Source organism: Pseudomonas sp. V98_8, assembly GCF_029967975.1.
GTDB classification, from domain to species: domain Bacteria; phylum Pseudomonadota; class Gammaproteobacteria; order Pseudomonadales; family Pseudomonadaceae; genus Aquipseudomonas; species Aquipseudomonas umsongensis.
This window is the reverse complement of sequence record NZ_JASCAE010000048.1, coordinates 14996-33468: the sequence shown is the minus strand read 5'-3', so window position 1 is coordinate 33468 and position 18473 is coordinate 14996. Positions and strand designations below refer to the sequence as shown.

Sequence of the window (18473 nt, the reverse complement as noted above, 5' to 3'; positions counted from 1 at the left end):
GTATTGATCATCAATGTGACGCCTACAAATTCATTAACCTGCAGACATCGATAGAAAATTACTAATGATCATCCCCGACCCATGATGACCACTTGAAGCGGTTAAAAGCTTGTACGCAGCGCGCTTTACTTTCAGGCACAAAAAACCGGGCACTAGGCCCGGTTTTTTGTTTCAGACTGACGTCTTACTCGGCGGATACAGCTTCGCCAGCAGTAGCACGATCAACCAACTCGACGTACGCCATAGGCGCGTTGTCGCCAGCGCGGAAACCGCACTTGAGGATGCGCAGGTAGCCACCCTCACGGGTAGCGTAACGCTTGCCCAGGTCGTTGAAGAGCTTACCAACGATAGCTTTCGAACGAGTACGGTCGAAAGCCAAACGGCGGTTAGCAACGCTATCTGTCTTGGCCAAAGTGATCAGCGGCTCGGCAACGCGGCGCAGTTCTTTAGCTTTTGGCAGAGTAGTTTTGATCAGCTCGTGCTCGAACAGCGACACCGCCATGTTTTGGAACATGGCCTTGCGGTGCGAGCTGGTGCGGCTCAGGTGACGACCACTTTTACGATGACGCATGGTTCATTCCTTACCAAACACTACGTTCGGTGATTACGACGATCAGGCAGTCGCCTTGTCGTCCTTCTTAAGACTTGCAGGCGGCCAGTTGTCGAGGCGCATGCCGAGGGACAGACCGCGGGAGGCCAGAACGTCCTTGATTTCAGTCAAGGATTTCTTGCCCAGGTTCGGAGTCTTCAACAGCTCTACTTCGGTACGCTGAATCAGGTCGCCGATGTAGTAGATGTTTTCCGCCTTAAGGCAGTTAGCCGAACGTACAGTCAGTTCCAGATCGTCAACCGGGCGAAGCAGGATCGGATCGATCTCGTCTTCCTGCTCGACAACCACTGGCTCACTGTCACCCTTGAGGTCGACGAACGCAGCCAACTGCTGTTGCAGGATGGTTGCAGCACGACGGATAGCCTCTTCAGGATCCAGGGTACCGTTGGTTTCCAGATCAATAACCAGCTTGTCCAGGTTAGTACGCTGCTCGACACGGGCGTTTTCCACCACGTATGCGATGCGGCGAACCGGGCTGAACGAAGAGTCAAGCTGCAAGCGACCGATGCTGCGGCTTTCGTCTTCATCGCTCTGACGCGAGTCTGCCGGTTCATAACCACGACCACGAGCTACTACGAGCTTCATGTTCAGGGCGCCGTTAGACGCCAGGTTAGCGATTACGTGATCGGGATTAACGATCTCGACATCATGATCCAGCTGAATATCGGCAGCGGTAACCACCCCCGAACCCTTCTTCGACAAGGTCAGCGTAACTTCGTCACGGCCGTGCAGCTTGATAGCCAGACCTTTAAGGTTCAACAGGATTTCAATTACGTCTTCCTGTACACCTTCGATGGCGCTGTACTCGTGGAGCACACCGTCAATCTCGGCCTCGACTACTGCACAGCCGGGCATTGAGGACAACAGGATGCGGCGCAGCGCGTTGCCCAGGGTGTGGCCAAAGCCACGCTCGAGAGGCTCGAGCGTGATCTTGGCGCGGGTTGGACTGACAACCTGCACATCAATGTGGCGGGGTGTCAGGAACTCATTTACCGAAATCTGCATGGATGCACCTATTTTCTAGCCCTTACTTGGAGTAGAGCTCGACAATCAGGCTTTCGTTGATGTCGGCGGACAGATCACTGCGAGCTGGAACGTTCTTGAAAACGCCCGACTTCTTCTCAGTGTCTACTTCTACCCATTCTACGCGGCCACGTTGGGCACACAGATCGAGAGCTTGGACAATGCGAAGTTGGTTTTTTGCTTTCTCGCGAACAGCAACCACGTCACCAGCACGAACCTGGTAGGACGGAACGTTAACGGTCTGACCGTTTACGCTGATCGACTTGTGCGATACCAGCTGACGGGATTCGGCACGAGTCGAACCAAAGCCCATACGGTATACAACGTTGTCCAGACGGCATTCGAGCAGTTGCAGCAGGTTTTCACCGGTTGCACCTTTCTTGCCAGCAGCTTCTTTGTAGTAGCCGCTGAATTGACGCTCGAGAACGCCGTAGATACGACGGACCTTCTGCTTTTCACGCAGTTGGGTGCCGTAATCGGACTGGCGACCGCGGCGTTGGCCGTGGATACCAGGTGCTGCTTCAATGTTGCACTTCGATTCGATCGCGCGCACGCCGCTCTTCAGGAAGAGATCGGTGCCTTCGCGACGAGCGAGTTTGCATTTTGGACCAATGTAACGAGCCATTCTTTACAATCTCCTGGATTACACGCGGCGCTTCTTCGGCGGACGGCACCCGTTGTGCGGGATAGGCGTCACGTCGGTGATGCTGGCGATCTTGTAGCCACAGCCGTTCAAAGCGCGGACTGCGGATTCACGACCTGGACCTGGACCTTTGACGTTTACGTCGAGGTTTTTCAGGCCGTATTCCAGCGCAGCTTGACCAGCACGTTCAGCAGCTACTTGAGCAGCGAACGGGGTGGACTTGCGGGAACCGCGGAAACCCGAACCACCGGAGGTAGCCCAGGAAAGAGCGTTACCTTGACGGTCGGTAATGGTCACGATGGTGTTGTTAAAAGAAGCATGGATGTGGGCGATGCCATCAACCACTGTCTTTTTAACTTTTTTACGAGGACGAGCAGCAGGTTTTGCCATGATAATTTTCCTGTCGATTCGCTGGGGCGATTACTTGCGGATCGGCTTACGCGGACCTTTACGGGTACGCGCGTTGGTCTTGGTACGCTGACCGCGTACTGGAAGACCACGACGATGACGCAGACCGCGATAGCAACCGAGGTCCATCAAGCGCTTGATTTTCATGTTGATTTCGCGACGCAGGTCACCTTCAGTGGTGAACTTCGCCACTTCGCCACGCAGCTGTTCAATCTGCTCGTCGCTCAGATCCTTGATCTTTGCGGCTGGGTTTACCCCAGTCTCTGCACAAATTTTCTGTGCAGTAGTGCGACCAACACCATAGATGTAGGTCAGCGAGATAACAGTATGCTTGTTATCTGGAATGTTAACGCCTGCAATACGGGCCATTCAGTGGGACTCCAATTGACAGCTACCTACGCCCCGGAAGCCAAGAAATAGGGCGCGAGATAATATCGCTGTAATAACAAATAATCAACCCGGCAGCGCACTAGCTGCCGGGCTTGAAGCACAATCACACTCAGCCTTGGCGCTGTTTGTGACGCGGTTCCGCGCTGCAAATTACTCGAACAACACCTTCGCGGCGAATAATCTTGCAGTTACGGCACAGCTTTTTCACCGATGCACGAACTTTCATCACCAACTCCTCGAACCTTATGGGTCAGCGCAGCATGCCGCTGCCGTAACCCTTCAGGTTGGCTTTCTTCATCAGGGATTCGTACTGGTGCGAAACGAGGTGCGATTGTACTTGGGACATGAAGTCCATCACAACCACGACGACGATCAGCAACGAGGTCCCGCCAAGGTAGAACGGAACGTTGGCTGCAACCACCAGGAACTGGGGCAACAGGCACACGGCCGTCATGTAAAGAGCACCGAACATGGTCAAGCGAGTCAGAACGCCATCAATGTAGCGCGCAGACTGCTCACCTGGACGGATGCCCGGAATAAAGGCACCGGACTTCTTCAGGTTTTCCGCTACGTCTTTCGGATTGAACATCAACGCCGTATAGAAGAAGCAGAAGAAAATAATCCCTGCACTAAACAGCAGAATATTCAACGGCTGACCAGGAGCGATCGACTGCGAGATGTCCTGCAACCAGCCCATACCTTCAGACTGACCGAACCAGGCACCCAACGAAGCCGGGAACAGCAAAATGCTGCTCGCGAAAATAGCCGGGATAACACCGGCCATGTTCACCTTCAGCGGCAAGTGGCTGGTCTGCGCAGCGAAAACCTTGCGGCCTTGCTGACGCTTGGCGTAGTGAACAGCAATACGACGCTGACCACGCTCAATGAACACCACGAAACCGATAATCGCTACTGCCAGCAAACCGATGGCAACCAAGGCGAAGATGTTGATATCACCCTGACGCGCAGACTCGAAAGACTGCCCGATCGCTCTCGGAAGACCGGCGACGATACCCGAAAAAATCAACATCGAGATACCGTTGCCAACACCACGCTCAGTAATCTGCTCACCCAGCCACATCATGAACATCGCACCAGCCACAAAAGTGGATACCGCGACGAAATGGAAGCCAAAGTCACCAGTGAACGCAACGCCCTGCCCCGCCAGACCAATGGACATGCCAATGGCCTGGACGAGAGCGAGGACGACAGTGCCGTAGCGGGTGTACTGGCTGATCTTGCGACGGCCAGCTTCACCTTCCTTCTTCAACTGTTCCAGCTGCGGGCTGACGGCGGTCATCAGTTGCATGATGATCGATGCCGAGATGTACGGCATGATCCCCAGTGCAAAAATGCTCATCCGCTCCAGCGCGCCGCCGGAAAACATGTTGAACAAGCTAAGAATGGTCCCCTCATTCTGTCGAAACAGGTCCGCGAGTCGGTCCGGGTTGATACCTGGAACCGGGATGTGTGCGCCTATTCGGTAGACGATAATCGCCAGGAACAGAAAACGCAGACGAGCCCAGAGTTCAGACATACCGCCTTTGCCGAGCGCAGAGAGAGCACCTTGCTTAGCCATTTATTCCTCGAACTTGCCGCCAGCTGCTTCGATAGCCGCACGCGCACCTTTGGTGGCGCCGATTCCCTTGCCGATAGTGACAGCGCGAGTCACTTCACCGGACAGCATGATTTTCACACGCTGTACGTTGACGTTGATCACGTTGGCATCTTTCAGGGACTGCACGGTGACGATGTCGCCTTCCACTTTAGCCAGCTCGGACAGACGCACTTCTGCGCGGTCCATGGCTTTCAGGGAAACGAAACCGAACTTCGGCAGGCGACGATGCAGCGGCTGTTGACCGCCTTCAAAGCCTGGAGCAATGGTGCCACCGGAGCGGGAAGTCTGACCTTTGTGACCACGGCCACCAGTCTTACCCAAACCACTACCGATACCACGGCCCGGACGATGCTTTTCGCGACGGGAACCCGGCGCTGGACTCAGATCATTGAGTTTCATCGATTAACCCTCGACACGCAGCATGTAGTAAGCCTTGTTGATCATCCCGCGATTCTCGGGAGTATCCTGGACTTCTACAGTGTGACCGATGCGACGCAGACCCAGACCCTTAACGCACAGTTTGTGGTTAGGGATGCGGCCGGTCATGCTTTTGATCAGCGTAACTTTAACGGTAGCCATGATCAGAAGATCTCCTTGACGCTTTTGCCACGCTTGGCGGCAATGGATTCAGGAGACTGCATTGCTTTCAAACCCTTGAAAGTGGCGTGAACCACGTTTACCGGGTTAGTCGAGCCATAGCACTTGGCCAGAACGTTCTGAACGCCAGCAACTTCGAGAACGGCACGCATTGCGCCGCCAGCGATGATACCGGTACCTTCAGAAGCAGGCTGCATGTACACCTTCGAAGCGCCGTGGGCGGACTTCATTGCGTACTGCAGGGTGGTGCCGTTCAGATCAACCTGGATCATGTTGCGGCGAGCAGCTTCCATTGCCTTCTGGATCGCAGCAGGCACTTCACGCGACTTGCCACGGCCGAAGCCAACACGCCCTTTACCATCACCTACCACGGTCAACGCGGTGAAAGTGAAGATACGGCCGCCTTTAACGGTTTTGGCTACGCGGTTAACTTGAACCAGCTTCTCGATGTAGCCTTCGTCGCGCTTTTGGTCGTTATTTGACATAACTTAGAACTCCAGCCCAGCTTCACGAGCAGCATCAGCCAGCGCTTTAACGCGGCCGTGGTACTTGAAGCCAGAGCGGTCGAAAGCCACCTGCGAGACGCCAGCGGCCTTAGCACGCGTAGCGACCAGCTGGCCAACCTTAGTGGCCGCGTCGATGTTGCCAGTGGCGCCATCACGCAGTTCTTTATCCAAAGTCGAGGCGCTTGCCAGGACTTTGTTGCCGTCGGCCGAAATGACCTGGGCGTAGATGTGCTGCGACGAGCGGAACACGCAGAGACGCACGACTTCGAGTTCGTGCATTTTCAGGCGTGCTTTGCGAGCGCGACGCAGTCGAGTAACTTTTTTGTCGGTCATTTGCTATGCCCTACTTCTTCTTGGCTTCTTTACGACGGACGACTTCGTCCGCGTAGCGCACACCTTTGCCTTTGTACGGCTCTGGTGGACGGAAGTCGCGGATCTCGGCGGCCACTTGACCTACCAGCTGCTTATCGATGCCCTTGATCAGGATATCGGTCTGGCTAGGAGTCTCAGCGGTGATGCCTTCCGGCAGTTCATAATCCACTGGGTGCGAGAAGCCAAGAGCCAGGTTCAGCACTGTGCCTTTTGCTTGCGCTTTGTAACCAACACCGACCAGCTGGAGCTTGCGCTCGAAGCCTTGGCTTACGCCTTGGACCATGTTGTTTACCAACGCACGAGTGGTACCAGCCATTGCGCGAGTTTGTTGATCGCCATTGCGAGCAGCGAAACGCAGCTCACCAGCTTCTTCAACGATCTCAACGGACGAATGGATGTTCAGTTCGAGAGTGCCCTTGGCACCCTTCACCGAAAGCTGTTGGCCTGCGAATTTTACTTCGACGCCGGCTGGCAGCTTAACGGGGTTCTTAGCGACGCGAGACATGCTTATCCCCCCTTAGAACACAGTGCAAAGAACTTCGCCGCCGACACCGGCAGCGCGCGCAGCACGATCAGTCATCACACCCTTGTTGGTGGAGACGATAGACACACCGAGACCGCCACGAACTTTTGGCAGATCATCGACGGACTTGTACTGACGCAGGCCTGGACGGCTAACGCGCTTCACTTCTTCGATAACCGGACGGCCTTCGAAGTATTTCAGCTCGATAGACAGCAGTGGTTTTGTTTCGCTGCTGATCTGATAACCCGCGATGTAACCTTCGTCCTTCAGGACTTTGGCAACAGCTACCTTCAACGTGGAAGATGGCATGCTTACGACGGACTTTTCAGCCATCTGGGCATTACGGATTCGAGTTAGCATGTCCGCTAACGGGTCCTGCATACTCATGGGCTAGACGCTCCTAATACAGAAAAATTAGCCTTGCGGCTACTACGTGTCGCCGAGAATCTCCGGGTATAAAAAACACGGGCTCAGGCGAGCCGGGTATTCTAGACACACCCCAGAAATGAATCAAGCCCCAAAAGGGGCTTGATCCAGATTCAAGGCCACCGGTGGTCAGGTTCTTGCGAACCCTTGCACCGAGACTTTGACAGTACTTACCAGCTGGCTTTAACCAGACCTGGTACGTCACCACGCATTGCCGCTTCACGCAGTTTGTTACGGCCGAGGCCGAACTTGCGGTAAACGCCGTGTGGACGACCGGTCAGGCGGCAGCGGTTACGCATGCGCGAAGCGCTTGCGTCACGTGGCTGCTTCTGCAGGGCAACTGTAGCTTCCCAACGCGCTTCTGGACTTGCGTTCAGATCAACGATGATAGCTTTCAGTGCTGCACGCTTCTTGGCGTACTTGGCAACCGTGAGCTGACGCTTCAGCTCGCGGTTTTTCATGCTCATCTTGGCCATGGTCCTACTCCAATCAGTTGCGGAACGGGAATTTGAACGCACGCAGCAGAGCGCGGCCTTCATCATCGTTCTTGGCAGTGGTGGTCAGGGTGATGTCCAGACCGCGGAGAGCATCGATCTTGTCGTAGTCGATTTCCGGGAAGATGATCTGCTCTTTCACGCCCATGCTGTAGTTGCCACGACCATCGAAGGACTTGGCATTCAGGCCGCGGAAGTCGCGAACCCGAGGCAGGGAGATCGACAGCAGACGATCCAGGAACTCGTACATACGCTCACGGCGCAGGGTCACTTTGACGCCGATCGGCCAACCTTCACGGACTTTAAAGCCAGCGATGGATTTGCGAGCGTAGGTCACAACGACTTTCTGGCCGGTGATCTTTTCCAGGTCAGCTACAGCGTGCTCGATGACTTTTTTGTCGCCGATCGCTTCGCCCAGACCCATGTTCAGGGTGATTTTGGTAACGCGCGGAACTTCCATCACGTTCGAAAGCTTAAGTTCTTCCTTAAGTTTCGGAGCGATTTCCTTCCGGTAAATCTCTTTTAGTCGTGCCATGGTCTTCTACCTAGCAGTGTTCAAGCATCAACCGCTTTTTGGGTCGACTTGAAGACACGAATTTTCTTACCGTCTTCTACTTTGAAACCAACGCGGTCAGCCTTGTTGGTTTCGCCGTTGAAGATGGCGACGTTAGAAGCGTGCAGTGGCGCTTCTTTCTCGACGATACCGCCTTGTACGCCCGACATCGGGTTAGGCTTGGTATGACGCTTGACCAGGTTCAGACCACCAACAACCAGACGGTTGTCAGCAAGAACCTTCAGCACCTTACCGCGCTTACCTTTGTCTTTGCCGGCGATCACGATGATCTCGTCGTCACGACGAATCTTTTGCATGTCGGATCTCCTTACAGCACTTCTGGGGCGAGCGAGACGATCTTCATGAACTTCTCAGTACGAAGTTCACGGGTCACTGGCCCAAAGATACGGGTGCCGATCGGCTCTTGCTTGTTGTTCAGAAGAACAGCAGCGTTGCCATCAAAGCGGATAATGGAGCCATCAGCACGACGTACGCCGTGACGAGTGCGGACTACAACAGCAGTCATCACTTGGCCTTTTTTCACTTTACCGCGAGGAATTGCTTCCTTCACGGTAACTTTGATGATGTCACCGATACCAGCGTAACGACGATGGGAGCCACCCAGCACCTTGATGCACATAACACGGCGAGCGCCGCTGTTATCGGCCACATCGAGCATGGATTGAGTCTGAATCATATAATTTCTCCGACCCCTAGTCCTTAGACTTCCACAGCGCGTTCGAGAACATCAACCAGCGCCCAAGACTTGGTCTTGGCCAAAGGACGAGTTTCACGAATAGTGACTTTGTCGCCGATGTGGCACTGATTGGTTTCGTCGTGCGCGTGCAGCTTAGTCGAACGCTTAACATATTTACCGTAGATCGGGTGCTTAACGCGACGCTCGATCAGAACGGTGATGGTTTTGTCCATCTTGTCGCTGACAACACGGCCAGTCAGCGTACGGACAGTTTTTTCGGCTTCAGCCATGATTACTTACCTGCCTGCTGGTTGAGCACAGTCTTCACGCGAGCGATGTCACGCTTAACTTGCGAGAGCAGATGAGACTGCCCCAACTGGCCAGTTGCTTTCTGCATACGCAGATTGAACTGGTCGCGCAGCAAGCCGAGCAGTTGCTCGTTCAGCTGCTGTGCGGATTTTTCACGAAGTTCATTCGCTTTCATCACATCACCGTCCGTTTAACAAAGGAGGTGGCGAGCGGCAGCTTTGCAGCAGCCAGGGCGAAAGCCTCACGCGCCAGCTCTTCAGAAACACCCTCGATTTCATACAGGACTTTGCCTGGCTGAATCTGGGCAACCCAGTATTCCACGTTACCCTTACCTTTACCCATCCGAACCTCGAGAGGTTTTTTGGAGATCGGCTTGTCCGGGAATACACGGATCCAGATCTTGCCACCACGTTTTACGTGACGGGTCAGAGCACGACGCGCTGACTCGATCTGACGAGCGGTGAGACGACCACGAGCTACAGACTTCAGCGCGAACTCGCCGAAGCTGACTTTGCTACCGCGCAATGCCAGGCCACGGTTGTGACCAGTCATTTGCTTGCGGAACTTCGTACGCTTTGGTTGCAACATTTGGCGTACCCCTTACTTAGCAGCTTTTTTACGAGGCGCTGGTGCTTGTGGTTTCAGTTCTTCTTGGCGACCACCAATTACTTCGCCTTTGAAGATCCAAACCTTTACACCGATCACACCGTAGGTGGTGTGAGCTTCGTAGTTGGCATAGTCGATGTCGGCACGCAGGGTGTGCAATGGCACACGACCTTCGCGATACCATTCAGTACGTGCGATTTCAGCACCGCCGAGACGACCGCTCACTTGGATTTTGATGCCTTTGGCACCAATGCGCATGGCGTTCTGTACAGCGCGCTTCATAGCGCGACGGAACATTACGCGACGCTCCAGCTGCTGAGCTACGCTCTGCGCAACCAGCATACCGTCGAGCTCCGGCTTGCGGATCTCTTCGATATTGATGTGCACAGGCACACCCATTTGCTTGGTCAGGTCCTGACGCAGTTTCTCAACATCTTCACCTTTCTTCCCGATAACGATACCTGGACGAGCGGTGTGGATGGTGATGCGTGCAGTTTGAGCCGGACGATGGATATCGATACGGCTTACGGACGCGCTTTTTAGTTTGTCTTGGAGATACTCACGCACCTTCAGATCTGCGAGCAAATAGTCCGCATAAGTCCGACCGTCTGCGTACCAGACGGAGGTGTGCTCCTTGACGATTCCCAGGCGAATGCCAATGGGATGTACTTTCTGACCCATCTCTTCGACTCCGTTACTTGTCAGCAACCTTGACAGTGATATGGCAAGACCGCTTGACGATGCGATCAGCACGGCCTTTGGCACGTGGCATGATGCGCTTCAGCGAACGCCCTTCGTTGACGAAAACGGTGCTGACCTTCAGGTCATCAACGTCTGCGCCTTCGTTATGCTCGGCGTTGGCTACGGCCGACTCCAGCACTTTCTTCATGATCTCGGCGGCTTTCTTACTGCTGAAAGCCAACAGGTTGAGCGCTTCGCCCACCTTCTTCCCGCGGATCTGGTCGGCGACCAAGCGGGCTTTCTGGGCGGAGATTCGAGCGCCCGACAACTTAGCGGCTACTTCCATTTCCTAACCCCTTAACGCTTGGCTTTCTTGTCTGCCACGTGCCCGCGATAAGTGCGGGTACCGGCGAACTCGCCCAGTTTGTGGCCGACCATGTCTTCGTTCACGAGAACTGGGACGTGCTGACGACCGTTGTGTACTGCGATGGTCAGACCGACCATTTGTGGCAGGATCATCGAACGACGCGACCAGGTTTTCACCGGTTTGCGATCGTTCTTTTCCGCCGCCACTTCGATCTTCTTCAGTAGGTGAAGATCGATAAAAGGACCTTTTTTCAGAGAACGTGGCACTGTCGTATCCCTCTATTTACTTGCGACGACGGACGATCATTTTGTCGGTACGCTTATTACCACGAGTCTTCGCGCCCTTAGTCGGGAAGCCCCATGGCGATACCGGATGACGACCACCAGAGGTACGACCTTCACCACCACCATGTGGGTGGTCAACCGGGTTCATGGCAACACCACGAACGGTTGGGCGAACGCCACGCCAGCGTTTGGCACCAGCTTTACCCAGCGAACGCAGGCTGTGCTCGGAGTTCGAGACTTCGCCCAGGGTCGCACGGCATTCAGCCAGGACTTTACGCATTTCACCGGAACGCAGACGCAGGGTAACGTACACGCCTTCACGAGCGATCAGCTGAGCCGAAGCACCAGCGGAACGAGCGATCTGAGCGCCTTTACCTGGCTTCAATTCGATGCCGTGTACGGTGCTACCAACTGGAATGTTACGCAGTTGCAGAGCGTTGCCCGGCTTGATCGGTGCCAGGGCACCTGCGATCAGCTGGTCGCCAGCGCTCACGCCTTTAGGGGCGATGATGTAGCGACGCTCGCCATCTGCGTACAGCAGCAGAGCGATGTGAGCAGTACGGTTTGGATCGTATTCGATACGCTCGACAGTGGCAGCGATGCCATCTTTGTCGTTGCGACGGAAATCGACCAGACGATAATGCTGCTTATGACCACCACCGATGTGACGAGTGGTAATACGGCCATTGTTGTTACGACCACCAGACTTCGACTTCTTCTCGAGCAGCGGTGCGTGAGGAGCGCCTTTATGCAGCTCCTGGTTGACCACCTTGACCACAAAACGGCGGCCAGGGGAAGTCGGTTTGCATTTAACGATTGCCATGATGCACCCCTTCCTTACTCAGCACTGCTGCTGAAATCGAGATCTTGGCCTGGCTGAAGGGAGATAACTGCCTTCTTCCAGTCATTACGCTTGCCCAGACCGCGAGCAGTGCGCTTGCTCTTACCCAGAACATTCAGGGTAGTAACACGCTCTACTTTCACGCTGAACAGGCTTTCGACGGCCTTCTTGATTTCCAGCTTGGTTGCATCAGTAGCAACCTTGAAAACGAACTGGCCTTTCTTGTCTGCCAGAACCGTAGCCTTCTCGGAAACGTGCGGGCCAAGCAGAACTTTAAATACGCGTTCCTGGTTCATCCCAGCAGCTCCTCGAATTTCTTCACGGCCGACACGGTGATCAACACCTTGTCGTATGCGATCAGACTAACTGGATCGGAACCTTGCACGTCACGTACATCTACGTGTGGCAGGTTACGAGCAGCCAGGTACAGGTTCTGATCAACAGCGTCCGACACGATCAGAACGTCGGTCAGGCTCATGTTGTTCAGCTTGCCCAGCAGGTCTTTGGTTTTCGGCGTTTCAACGGCGAAATCCTGAACCACGACCAGACGATCAGTACGCACCAGCTCAGCAAGGATGGAACGCATTGCTGCGCGATACATCTTCTTGTTCAGCTTCTGCGAGTGATCCTGAGGACGAGCTGCGAAAGTGGTACCGCCGCCACGCCAGATTGGGCTACGGATAGTACCGGCACGAGCACGGCCAGTACCTTTCTGACGCCATGGGCGCTTACCGCCACCACGAACGTCGGAACGGGTCTTCTGCTGCTTGCTACCCTGACGGCCGCCAGCCATGTAGGCCACGACTGCTTGGTGAACCAGCGTCTCGTTGAATTCGCCGCCAAATGTCAGTTCGGAAACTTCGATCGCTTGAGCGTCATTTACATTTAATTGCATGTCAGCTTCCCCTTAACCGCGAGCCTTGGCTGCTGGACGTACAACCAAGTTGCCGCCAGTAGCGCCAGGAACAGCGCCCTTGACCAACAACAGATTGCGTTCAGCGTCCACGCGCACTACTTCGAGGGACTGCACGGTCACGCGCTCAGCGCCCATATGACCGGACATTTTTTTGCCCTTGAATACACGACCAGGAGTCTGGCACTGGCCGATAGAGCCTGGAACGCGGTGGGATACGGAGTTACCGTGGGTGTTATCTTGCCCGCGGAAATTCCAACGCTTGATCGTACCCTGGAAGCCTTTACCCTTGGACTGACCGGTTACATCAACCAGTTGACCAGCGGCGAAGATTTCAGCGTTGATCAGATCGCCGGCCTGGTACTCGCCTTCTTCAAGGCGGAATTCCATTACGGTACGACCAGCGGCAACGTTCGCTTTAGCGAAGTGGCCAGCCTGAGCTGCTGTTACACGCGAAGCACGACGCTCGCCGACAGTGACTTGCACTGCACGATAGCCATCGGTCTCTTCAGTTTTGAACTGGGTGACGCGATTCGGTTCGATCTCAATGACCGTGACCGGAATGGAGACACCTTCTTCGGTGAAAATACGGGTCATACCGCATTTACGACCGACTACACCAATAGTCATGTTGTAAACCTCATGAGTGTACGGGGCTTTCACCCGCTATGGCCGCCCATTTCAGAGCGTTACACGACTAAGACCGAGTCTTAGCCGAGGCTGATCTGCACTTCCACACCGGCCGCAAGATCAAGCTTCATAAGTGCATCAACGGTTTTATCCGTTGGCTGGACGATGTCCAGAACGCGCTTATGAGTACGGATCTCGTACTGGTCACGCGCGTCTTTGTTGACGTGCGGGGAGACCAGAACGGTGAACCGCTCTTTACGGGTAGGCAGTGGAATTGGACCACGCACTTGAGCACCAGTACGTTTCGCGGTTTCCACGATTTCCTGGGTGGATTGGTCGATCAGGCGATGGTCAAAAGCCTTCAACCTGATACGGATTTGCTGATTTTGCATTGGATTTCAGACTCCGGCTGCTATTCCCACCAGGCGCAATACGCCTGTTAAAAGGAGGCGCAATTCTATAGACGCCCCAGATAGGTGTCAACCCAATAAAAAAGGCCCCCGCTGAGCGGGGGCCTTTTCAAAACATCAAAGCTTTCTCGGTGAAGAGATTACTCGATGATTTTAGCTACAACGCCAGCACCAACGGTACGGCCGCCTTCACGGATAGCGAAGCGCAGACCGTCTTCCATTGCGATGGTTTTGATCAGGGTAACAGTCATCTGAATGTTGTCACCTGGCATTACCATTTCAACGCCTTCTGGCAGCTCGCAGTTACCGGTCACGTCAGTAGTACGGAAGTAGAACTGTGGACGGTAGCCTTTGAAGAACGGAGTGTGACGACCGCCTTCTTCCTTGCTCAGAACGTAAACTTCTGCGGTGAACTTGGTGTGCGGCTTAACCGAACCTGGCTTAACCAGAACCTGACCACGCTCAACGTCGTCACGCTTGGTACCACGCAGCAGAACGCCGCAGTTCTCGCCAGCACGACCTTCGTCGAGCAGCTTGCGGAACATTTCAACACCGGTGCAGGTGGTGGTGGTGGTGTCACGCAGACCAACGATTTCCAGTGCATCTTGAACGCGAACGATACCGCGCTCGATACGACCAGTCACAACAGTACCACGACCCGAGATCGAGAATACGTCTTCGATTGGCATCAGGAATGGCTTGTCGATAGCACGCTCTGGCTCTGGGATGTAGGTGTCCAGAGTTTCGACCAGCTTACGAACGGCAGTGGTGCCCATTTCGTTGTCGTCTTTGCCTTCCAGCGCCATACGAGCAGAACCGATGATGATCGGAGTGTCGTCGCCTGGGAAGTCGTAGGTGGACAGCAGGTCGCGAACTTCCATCTCAACCAGTTCCAGCAGCTCAGCGTCGTCTACCAGGTCAGCCTTGTTCAGGAAAACCACGATGTACGGAACGCCTACCTGACGGGACAACAGGATGTGCTCACGGGTTTGTGGCATCGGACCATCAGCGGCCGAGCAAACCAGGATCGCGCCGTCCATCTGGGCAGCACCGGTGATCATGTTCTTCACGTAGTCAGCGTGACCTGGGCAGTCAACGTGAGCGTAGTGACGAATGTTCGAGTTGTACTCGACGTGCGCGGTGTTAATGGTAATACCGCGAGCTTTTTCTTCTGGTGCGCTGTCGATCTTGTCGAATTCAACTACGGCCGAACCGAAAACTTCGGAGCAGACGCGAGTCAGAGCAGCGGTCAGAGTGGTTTTACCGTGGTCAACGTGGCCGATGGTGCCAACGTTTACGTGCGGTAGGGAACGATCAAATTTTTCTTTAGCCACGACAATTAACTCCTTGCCTAAAGGACTGAATCAGCCTTGTTTTTTGGTAACGGTTTCGACGATGTGCGACGGAGCCGTATTGTATTTTTTGAATTCCATAGAGTAGCTTGCGCGACCCTGGGACATCGAACGAACATCGGTCGCATAACCGAACATCTCGCCCAACGGAACTTCAGCACGGATAACCTTACCGGAAACCGTATCTTCCATACCCAGAATCATGCCGCGACGACGGTTCAGGTCGCCCATCACGTCACCCATATAGTCTTCAGGCGTAACAACCTCTACCGCCATGATCGGCTCGAGCAACTCACCACCGCCCTTCTGGGCCAGTTGCTTGGTCGCCATGGAAGCAGCCACCTTAAACGCCATCTCGTTCGAGTCGACGTCGTGGTAAGAACCATCAAACACGGTAGCCTTCAGGCCGATCAGCGGATAGCCGGCAACAACACCGTTCTTCATCTGCTCTTCGATACCCTTCTGGATAGCCGGGATGTATTCCTTAGGAACCACACCACCCACTACTTCGTTCAGGAATTGCAGACCTTCCTGACCTTCGTCAGCAGGTGCAAAACGGATCCAGCAATGACCAAACTGGCCACGACCACCGGACTGACGAACGAACTTGCCTTCGATTTCACAGCTCTTCGTGATGCGCTCACGATAGGAAACCTGAGGCTTACCGATGTTGGCTTCGACGTTGAACTCACGGCGCATCCGGTCAACCAGGATGTCCAGGTGCAACTCGCCCATGCCAGAGATGATCGTCTGACCAGTCTCTTCATCAGTTTTGACGCGGAAAGACGGGTCTTCCTGAGCAAGTTTGCCCAGAGCGATACCCATTTTTTCCTGGTCATCCTTGGTCTTAGGCTCTACGGCAACCGAAATAACCGGCTCCGGGAAGTCCATGCGAACCAGGATGATTGGCTTGTCAGCGTTGCACAAGGTTTCACCAGTGGTGACGTCCTTCATGCCGATCAAGGCCGCGATGTCACCAGCGCGTACTTCCTTGATCTCTTCGCGGGCGTTTGCGTGCATTTGCACCATACGACCCACACGCTCTTTCTTGCCTTTAACCGAGTTGATCACGCCGTCGCCGGAGGCCAACACGCCCGAGTAAACGCGGACGAAGGTCAAGGTACCCACGAATGGGTCGGTAGCGATCTTGAACGCCAGAGCCGAGAACGGCTCGTTGTCGTCTGCATGACGCTCCATCTGCTTTTCCTCGTCATCCGGGTCAGTACCCTTGATGGCAGGAATGTCGGTTGGAGCCGGCAGGTAGTCGATAACGGCGTCGAGAACCAGGGGAACACCCTTGTTCTTGAAGGAAGAACCGCAAACAGCCAGGACGATTTCACCAGCGATAGTACGCTGACGCAGAGCGGCCTTGATTTCCTCGATGGAAAGCTCTTCACCTTCGAGGTACTTGTTCATCAGCTCTTCGCTGGCTTCGGCCGCAGCCTCAACCATGTTGCTGCGCCACTCTTCAGCCAGTTCCTGCAGTTCAGCAGGGATGGCTTCGCGACGTGGAGTCATGCCCTTGTCGGCATCGTTCCAGTAAACCGCTTCCATGGTCATCAGATCGATCTGACCCTGGAAGTTGTCTTCGGAACCGATAGCCAACTGGATTGGCACCGGGGTGTGACCCAGACGCTGCTTGATCTGAGCGATCACGCGCAGGAAGTTCGCGCCAGCACGGTCCATCTTGTTCACGTAAACGATACGTGGAACACCGTATTTGTTGGCTTGACGCCATACGGTTTCGGACTGAGGCTCAACGCCGGAAGTGCCGCAGAACACAACGACCGCGCCGTCGAGTACACGCAGGGAACGTTCAACTTCAATGGTGAAGTCTACGTGGCCCGGGGTATCGATGACGTTGAAGCGGTATTGGTCCTTGTGCTGCTTCGCAGAACCCTGCCAGAAGGCGGTAATAGCAGCAGAAGTAATGGTAATACCACGCTCCTGCTCCTGAACCATCCAGTCTGTGGTCGCGGCGCCGTCATGCACCTCGCCCATCTTGTGACTTTTGCCAGTGTAAAAAAGGACGCGCTCGGTGGTGGTGGTTTTACCAGCATCCACGTGAGCAACGATACCAATGTTACGGTAGCGATTAATCGGTGTAGTACGAGCCATAAAGCCCTCGCAAAATGAGTGACGCTAAAATTAGAAGCGGTAGTGCGAGAAAGCTTTGTTAGCTTCAGCCATACGGTGCACGTCTTCACGCTTCTTAACTGCAGCACCTTTACCTTCGGCAGCGTCCAACAGTTCGCCAGCCAAACGCAGAGCCATAGACTTCTCGCCGCGCTTACGGGCGAAGTCTACCAACCAGCGCATTGCCAGAGCGTTACGACGGGACGGACGAACTTCAACCGGAACCTGGTAAGTAGCACCGCCTACACGGCGCGACTTCACTTCGACCAGCGGAGCGATGGCGTCGAGAGCTTTCTCGAAGATTTCCAGGGGGTCGCTGTTCTTGCGTTCTTTAACCTTTTCCAGCGCGCCATAAACGATACGCTCGGCAACGGCTTTCTTGCCGCTTTCCATCACGTGGTTCATGAACTTGGCCAGGATTTGGCTTCCGTATTTTGGATCGTCAAGCACTTCGCGCTTGGCTGCTACGCGTCTTCTTGGCATGGATAAGCCCTCAAACGGTCTTCAGGTTCGCTCGGAATCGGTGCCCGTTACGGGACGCCTCCGACCTTACTCTTATCGACTCAGAAAAATAGAAATCAGTTTTTTGCAGCAAGCGACCATTACTTCGGACGCTTGGTACCGTACTTCGAACGACCCTGGTTACGACCTTTAACGCCGGAAGTATCCAACGAACCGCGAACGGTGTGGTAACGAACACCTGGCAAGTCTTTTACACGACCGCCGCGGATCAGTACCACGCTGTGCTCTTGCAGGTTGTGGCCTTCACCGCCGATGTACGAGGAAACCTCGAAACCGTTGGTCAGGCGCACACGGCATACTTTACGCAGTGCCGAGTTAGGTTTTTTCGGCGTGGTGGTGTACACACGGGTGCACACGCCACGGCGTTGCGGGCAGTTCTGCAGCGCAGGCACGTCGGATTTCTCGACGATACGCTTACGCGGCTGACGTACCAGCTGGTTGATAGTTGCCATCTACTAGCTCCACTGTTGTCTTGCGACGCTATTGTCTTGCAAGAAAAGCAAAATGGCAGGAACGAATTCCCGCCAAATTTAGGGGTACAAGAGTCTAAAGAGGATCTTGT

32 protein-coding genes are annotated in these 18473 nt (G+C 54.6%); all 32 read right to left on the bottom strand.

Going from position 1 to position 18473, the window contains the following annotated elements:
• Positions 1-184: 184 nt before the first annotated feature.
• Complete coding sequence (gene rplQ, locus QLG10_RS15855) at positions 185-571, bottom strand: 50S ribosomal protein L17 (RefSeq protein WP_007970429.1); 387 nt, start codon at positions 569-571, stop codon at positions 185-187.
• A 42-nt stretch (positions 572-613) separates the two neighbouring features.
• Positions 614-1615 carry a DNA-directed RNA polymerase subunit alpha gene (rpoA, locus tag QLG10_RS15850; RefSeq protein WP_007970428.1) on the bottom strand — a complete coding sequence of 334 codons (1002 nt, stop codon included), beginning with the start codon at positions 1613-1615 and terminating at the stop codon, positions 614-616.
• A gap of 22 nt (positions 1616-1637) precedes the next feature.
• On the bottom strand, positions 1638-2258 hold the full coding sequence (gene rpsD, locus QLG10_RS15845; RefSeq protein ID WP_003176404.1) for a 30S ribosomal protein S4: 621 nt from the start codon (positions 2256-2258) through the stop codon (positions 1638-1640).
• Between the two features lie 18 nt (positions 2259-2276).
• Positions 2277-2666 (bottom strand): 30S ribosomal protein S11, encoded by a 390-nt coding sequence (gene rpsK, locus QLG10_RS15840; protein ID WP_002555466.1) that lies wholly within the window; start codon positions 2664-2666, stop codon positions 2277-2279.
• A gap of 30 nt (positions 2667-2696) precedes the next feature.
• Positions 2697-3053, bottom strand: a complete 357-nt coding sequence (gene rpsM, locus QLG10_RS15835; protein WP_009045849.1) for a 30S ribosomal protein S13 — start codon at positions 3051-3053, stop codon at positions 2697-2699.
• Positions 3054-3183: 130 nt separating this feature from the next.
• Positions 3184-3300: a 50S ribosomal protein L36 gene (gene rpmJ / locus QLG10_RS15830; protein WP_002555468.1), complete on the bottom strand. Its 117-nt coding sequence runs from the start codon at positions 3298-3300 to the stop codon at positions 3184-3186.
• A 24-nt stretch (positions 3301-3324) separates the two neighbouring features.
• Positions 3325-4653, bottom strand: a complete 1329-nt coding sequence (gene secY, locus QLG10_RS15825) for a preprotein translocase subunit SecY (RefSeq protein WP_003228718.1) — start codon at positions 4651-4653, stop codon at positions 3325-3327.
• On the bottom strand, positions 4654-5091 hold the full coding sequence (gene rplO / locus QLG10_RS15820) for a 50S ribosomal protein L15 (protein ID WP_003228720.1): 438 nt from the start codon (positions 5089-5091) through the stop codon (positions 4654-4656).
• Between the two features lie 3 nt (positions 5092-5094).
• Positions 5095-5271 (bottom strand): 50S ribosomal protein L30, encoded by a 177-nt coding sequence (gene rpmD, locus QLG10_RS15815; RefSeq protein ID WP_003176408.1) that lies wholly within the window; start codon positions 5269-5271, stop codon positions 5095-5097.
• A gap of 2 nt (positions 5272-5273) precedes the next feature.
• The gene (gene rpsE / locus QLG10_RS15810; RefSeq protein ID WP_003186035.1) at positions 5274-5774 is read right to left on the bottom strand and encodes a 30S ribosomal protein S5; all 501 of its coding nucleotides are present in this window, start codon (positions 5772-5774) and stop codon (positions 5274-5276) included.
• Between the two features lie 3 nt (positions 5775-5777).
• Positions 5778-6128 carry a 50S ribosomal protein L18 gene (rplR, locus tag QLG10_RS15805; protein ID WP_003186037.1) on the bottom strand — a complete coding sequence of 117 codons (351 nt, stop codon included), beginning with the start codon at positions 6126-6128 and terminating at the stop codon, positions 5778-5780.
• 10 nt (positions 6129-6138) lie between these two features.
• A complete protein-coding gene (gene rplF, locus QLG10_RS15800; protein ID WP_003176412.1) occupies positions 6139-6672 on the bottom strand; it encodes a 50S ribosomal protein L6 in 534 nt (177 codons plus the stop codon).
• Positions 6673-6684: 12 nt separating this feature from the next.
• Positions 6685-7077, bottom strand: a complete 393-nt coding sequence (gene rpsH, locus QLG10_RS15795; protein ID WP_008065722.1) for a 30S ribosomal protein S8 — start codon at positions 7075-7077, stop codon at positions 6685-6687.
• 209 nt (positions 7078-7286) lie between these two features.
• Positions 7287-7592: a 30S ribosomal protein S14 gene (gene rpsN / locus QLG10_RS15790; protein WP_003176414.1), complete on the bottom strand. Its 306-nt coding sequence runs from the start codon at positions 7590-7592 to the stop codon at positions 7287-7289.
• Between the two features lie 13 nt (positions 7593-7605).
• Positions 7606-8145, bottom strand: coding sequence for a 50S ribosomal protein L5 (rplE, locus tag QLG10_RS15785; RefSeq protein WP_003210069.1), 540 nt, complete (start codon positions 8143-8145; stop codon positions 7606-7608).
• 20 nt (positions 8146-8165) lie between these two features.
• Positions 8166-8480: a 50S ribosomal protein L24 gene (rplX, locus tag QLG10_RS15780; RefSeq protein ID WP_003186046.1), complete on the bottom strand. Its 315-nt coding sequence runs from the start codon at positions 8478-8480 to the stop codon at positions 8166-8168.
• 11 nt (positions 8481-8491) lie between these two features.
• Positions 8492-8860: a 50S ribosomal protein L14 gene (rplN, locus tag QLG10_RS15775; protein ID WP_002555479.1), complete on the bottom strand. Its 369-nt coding sequence runs from the start codon at positions 8858-8860 to the stop codon at positions 8492-8494.
• A 23-nt stretch (positions 8861-8883) separates the two neighbouring features.
• Entirely contained in the window at positions 8884-9150 is a 267-nt protein-coding gene (gene rpsQ / locus QLG10_RS15770) for a 30S ribosomal protein S17 (RefSeq protein ID WP_003176419.1), read from the bottom strand.
• A gap of 2 nt (positions 9151-9152) precedes the next feature.
• Complete coding sequence (rpmC, locus tag QLG10_RS15765) at positions 9153-9344, bottom strand: 50S ribosomal protein L29 (RefSeq protein WP_002555481.1); 192 nt, start codon at positions 9342-9344, stop codon at positions 9153-9155.
• Positions 9344-9757, bottom strand: coding sequence for a 50S ribosomal protein L16 (gene rplP, locus QLG10_RS15760; RefSeq protein ID WP_003228729.1), 414 nt, complete (start codon positions 9755-9757; stop codon positions 9344-9346). Before rplP ends, rpmC begins: the two co-directional genes overlap by 1 nt.
• A 12-nt stretch (positions 9758-9769) precedes the next feature.
• Entirely contained in the window at positions 9770-10456 is a 687-nt protein-coding gene (gene rpsC / locus QLG10_RS15755) for a 30S ribosomal protein S3 (protein ID WP_008065719.1), read from the bottom strand.
• Positions 10457-10469: 13 nt separating this feature from the next.
• Positions 10470-10802: a 50S ribosomal protein L22 gene (gene rplV, locus QLG10_RS15750; RefSeq protein WP_003103908.1), complete on the bottom strand. Its 333-nt coding sequence runs from the start codon at positions 10800-10802 to the stop codon at positions 10470-10472.
• An 11-nt stretch (positions 10803-10813) separates the two neighbouring features.
• A complete protein-coding gene (gene rpsS / locus QLG10_RS15745; protein WP_002555486.1) occupies positions 10814-11089 on the bottom strand; it encodes a 30S ribosomal protein S19 in 276 nt (91 codons plus the stop codon).
• Between the two features lie 16 nt (positions 11090-11105).
• Positions 11106-11930: a 50S ribosomal protein L2 gene (gene rplB, locus QLG10_RS15740; protein ID WP_003186055.1), complete on the bottom strand. Its 825-nt coding sequence runs from the start codon at positions 11928-11930 to the stop codon at positions 11106-11108.
• 14 nt (positions 11931-11944) lie between these two features.
• Positions 11945-12244, bottom strand: a complete 300-nt coding sequence (gene rplW / locus QLG10_RS15735; protein WP_002555488.1) for a 50S ribosomal protein L23 — start codon at positions 12242-12244, stop codon at positions 11945-11947.
• The gene (rplD, locus tag QLG10_RS15730; protein ID WP_003228735.1) at positions 12241-12843 is read right to left on the bottom strand and encodes a 50S ribosomal protein L4; all 603 of its coding nucleotides are present in this window, start codon (positions 12841-12843) and stop codon (positions 12241-12243) included. The genes rplW and rplD overlap by 4 nt, the downstream gene beginning before the upstream one ends.
• A 12-nt stretch (positions 12844-12855) precedes the next feature.
• A complete protein-coding gene (gene rplC / locus QLG10_RS15725; protein ID WP_003186059.1) occupies positions 12856-13491 on the bottom strand; it encodes a 50S ribosomal protein L3 in 636 nt (211 codons plus the stop codon).
• 80 nt (positions 13492-13571) lie between these two features.
• Complete coding sequence (gene rpsJ, locus QLG10_RS15720; RefSeq protein WP_003186070.1) at positions 13572-13883, bottom strand: 30S ribosomal protein S10; 312 nt, start codon at positions 13881-13883, stop codon at positions 13572-13574.
• A 158-nt stretch (positions 13884-14041) separates the two neighbouring features.
• Positions 14042-15235 (bottom strand): elongation factor Tu, encoded by a 1194-nt coding sequence (gene tuf, locus QLG10_RS15715; RefSeq protein WP_008065716.1) that lies wholly within the window; start codon positions 15233-15235, stop codon positions 14042-14044.
• A 30-nt stretch (positions 15236-15265) separates the two neighbouring features.
• Positions 15266-17371, bottom strand: coding sequence for an elongation factor G (gene fusA / locus QLG10_RS15710; protein ID WP_046815908.1), 2106 nt, complete (start codon positions 17369-17371; stop codon positions 15266-15268).
• A 30-nt stretch (positions 17372-17401) separates the two neighbouring features.
• Positions 17402-17872, bottom strand: coding sequence for a 30S ribosomal protein S7 (gene rpsG, locus QLG10_RS15705; RefSeq protein WP_002555493.1), 471 nt, complete (start codon positions 17870-17872; stop codon positions 17402-17404).
• 119 nt (positions 17873-17991) lie between these two features.
• Positions 17992-18363, bottom strand: a complete 372-nt coding sequence (rpsL, locus tag QLG10_RS15700; protein ID WP_003186084.1) for a 30S ribosomal protein S12 — start codon at positions 18361-18363, stop codon at positions 17992-17994.
• Positions 18364-18473: the final 110 nt, after the last annotated feature.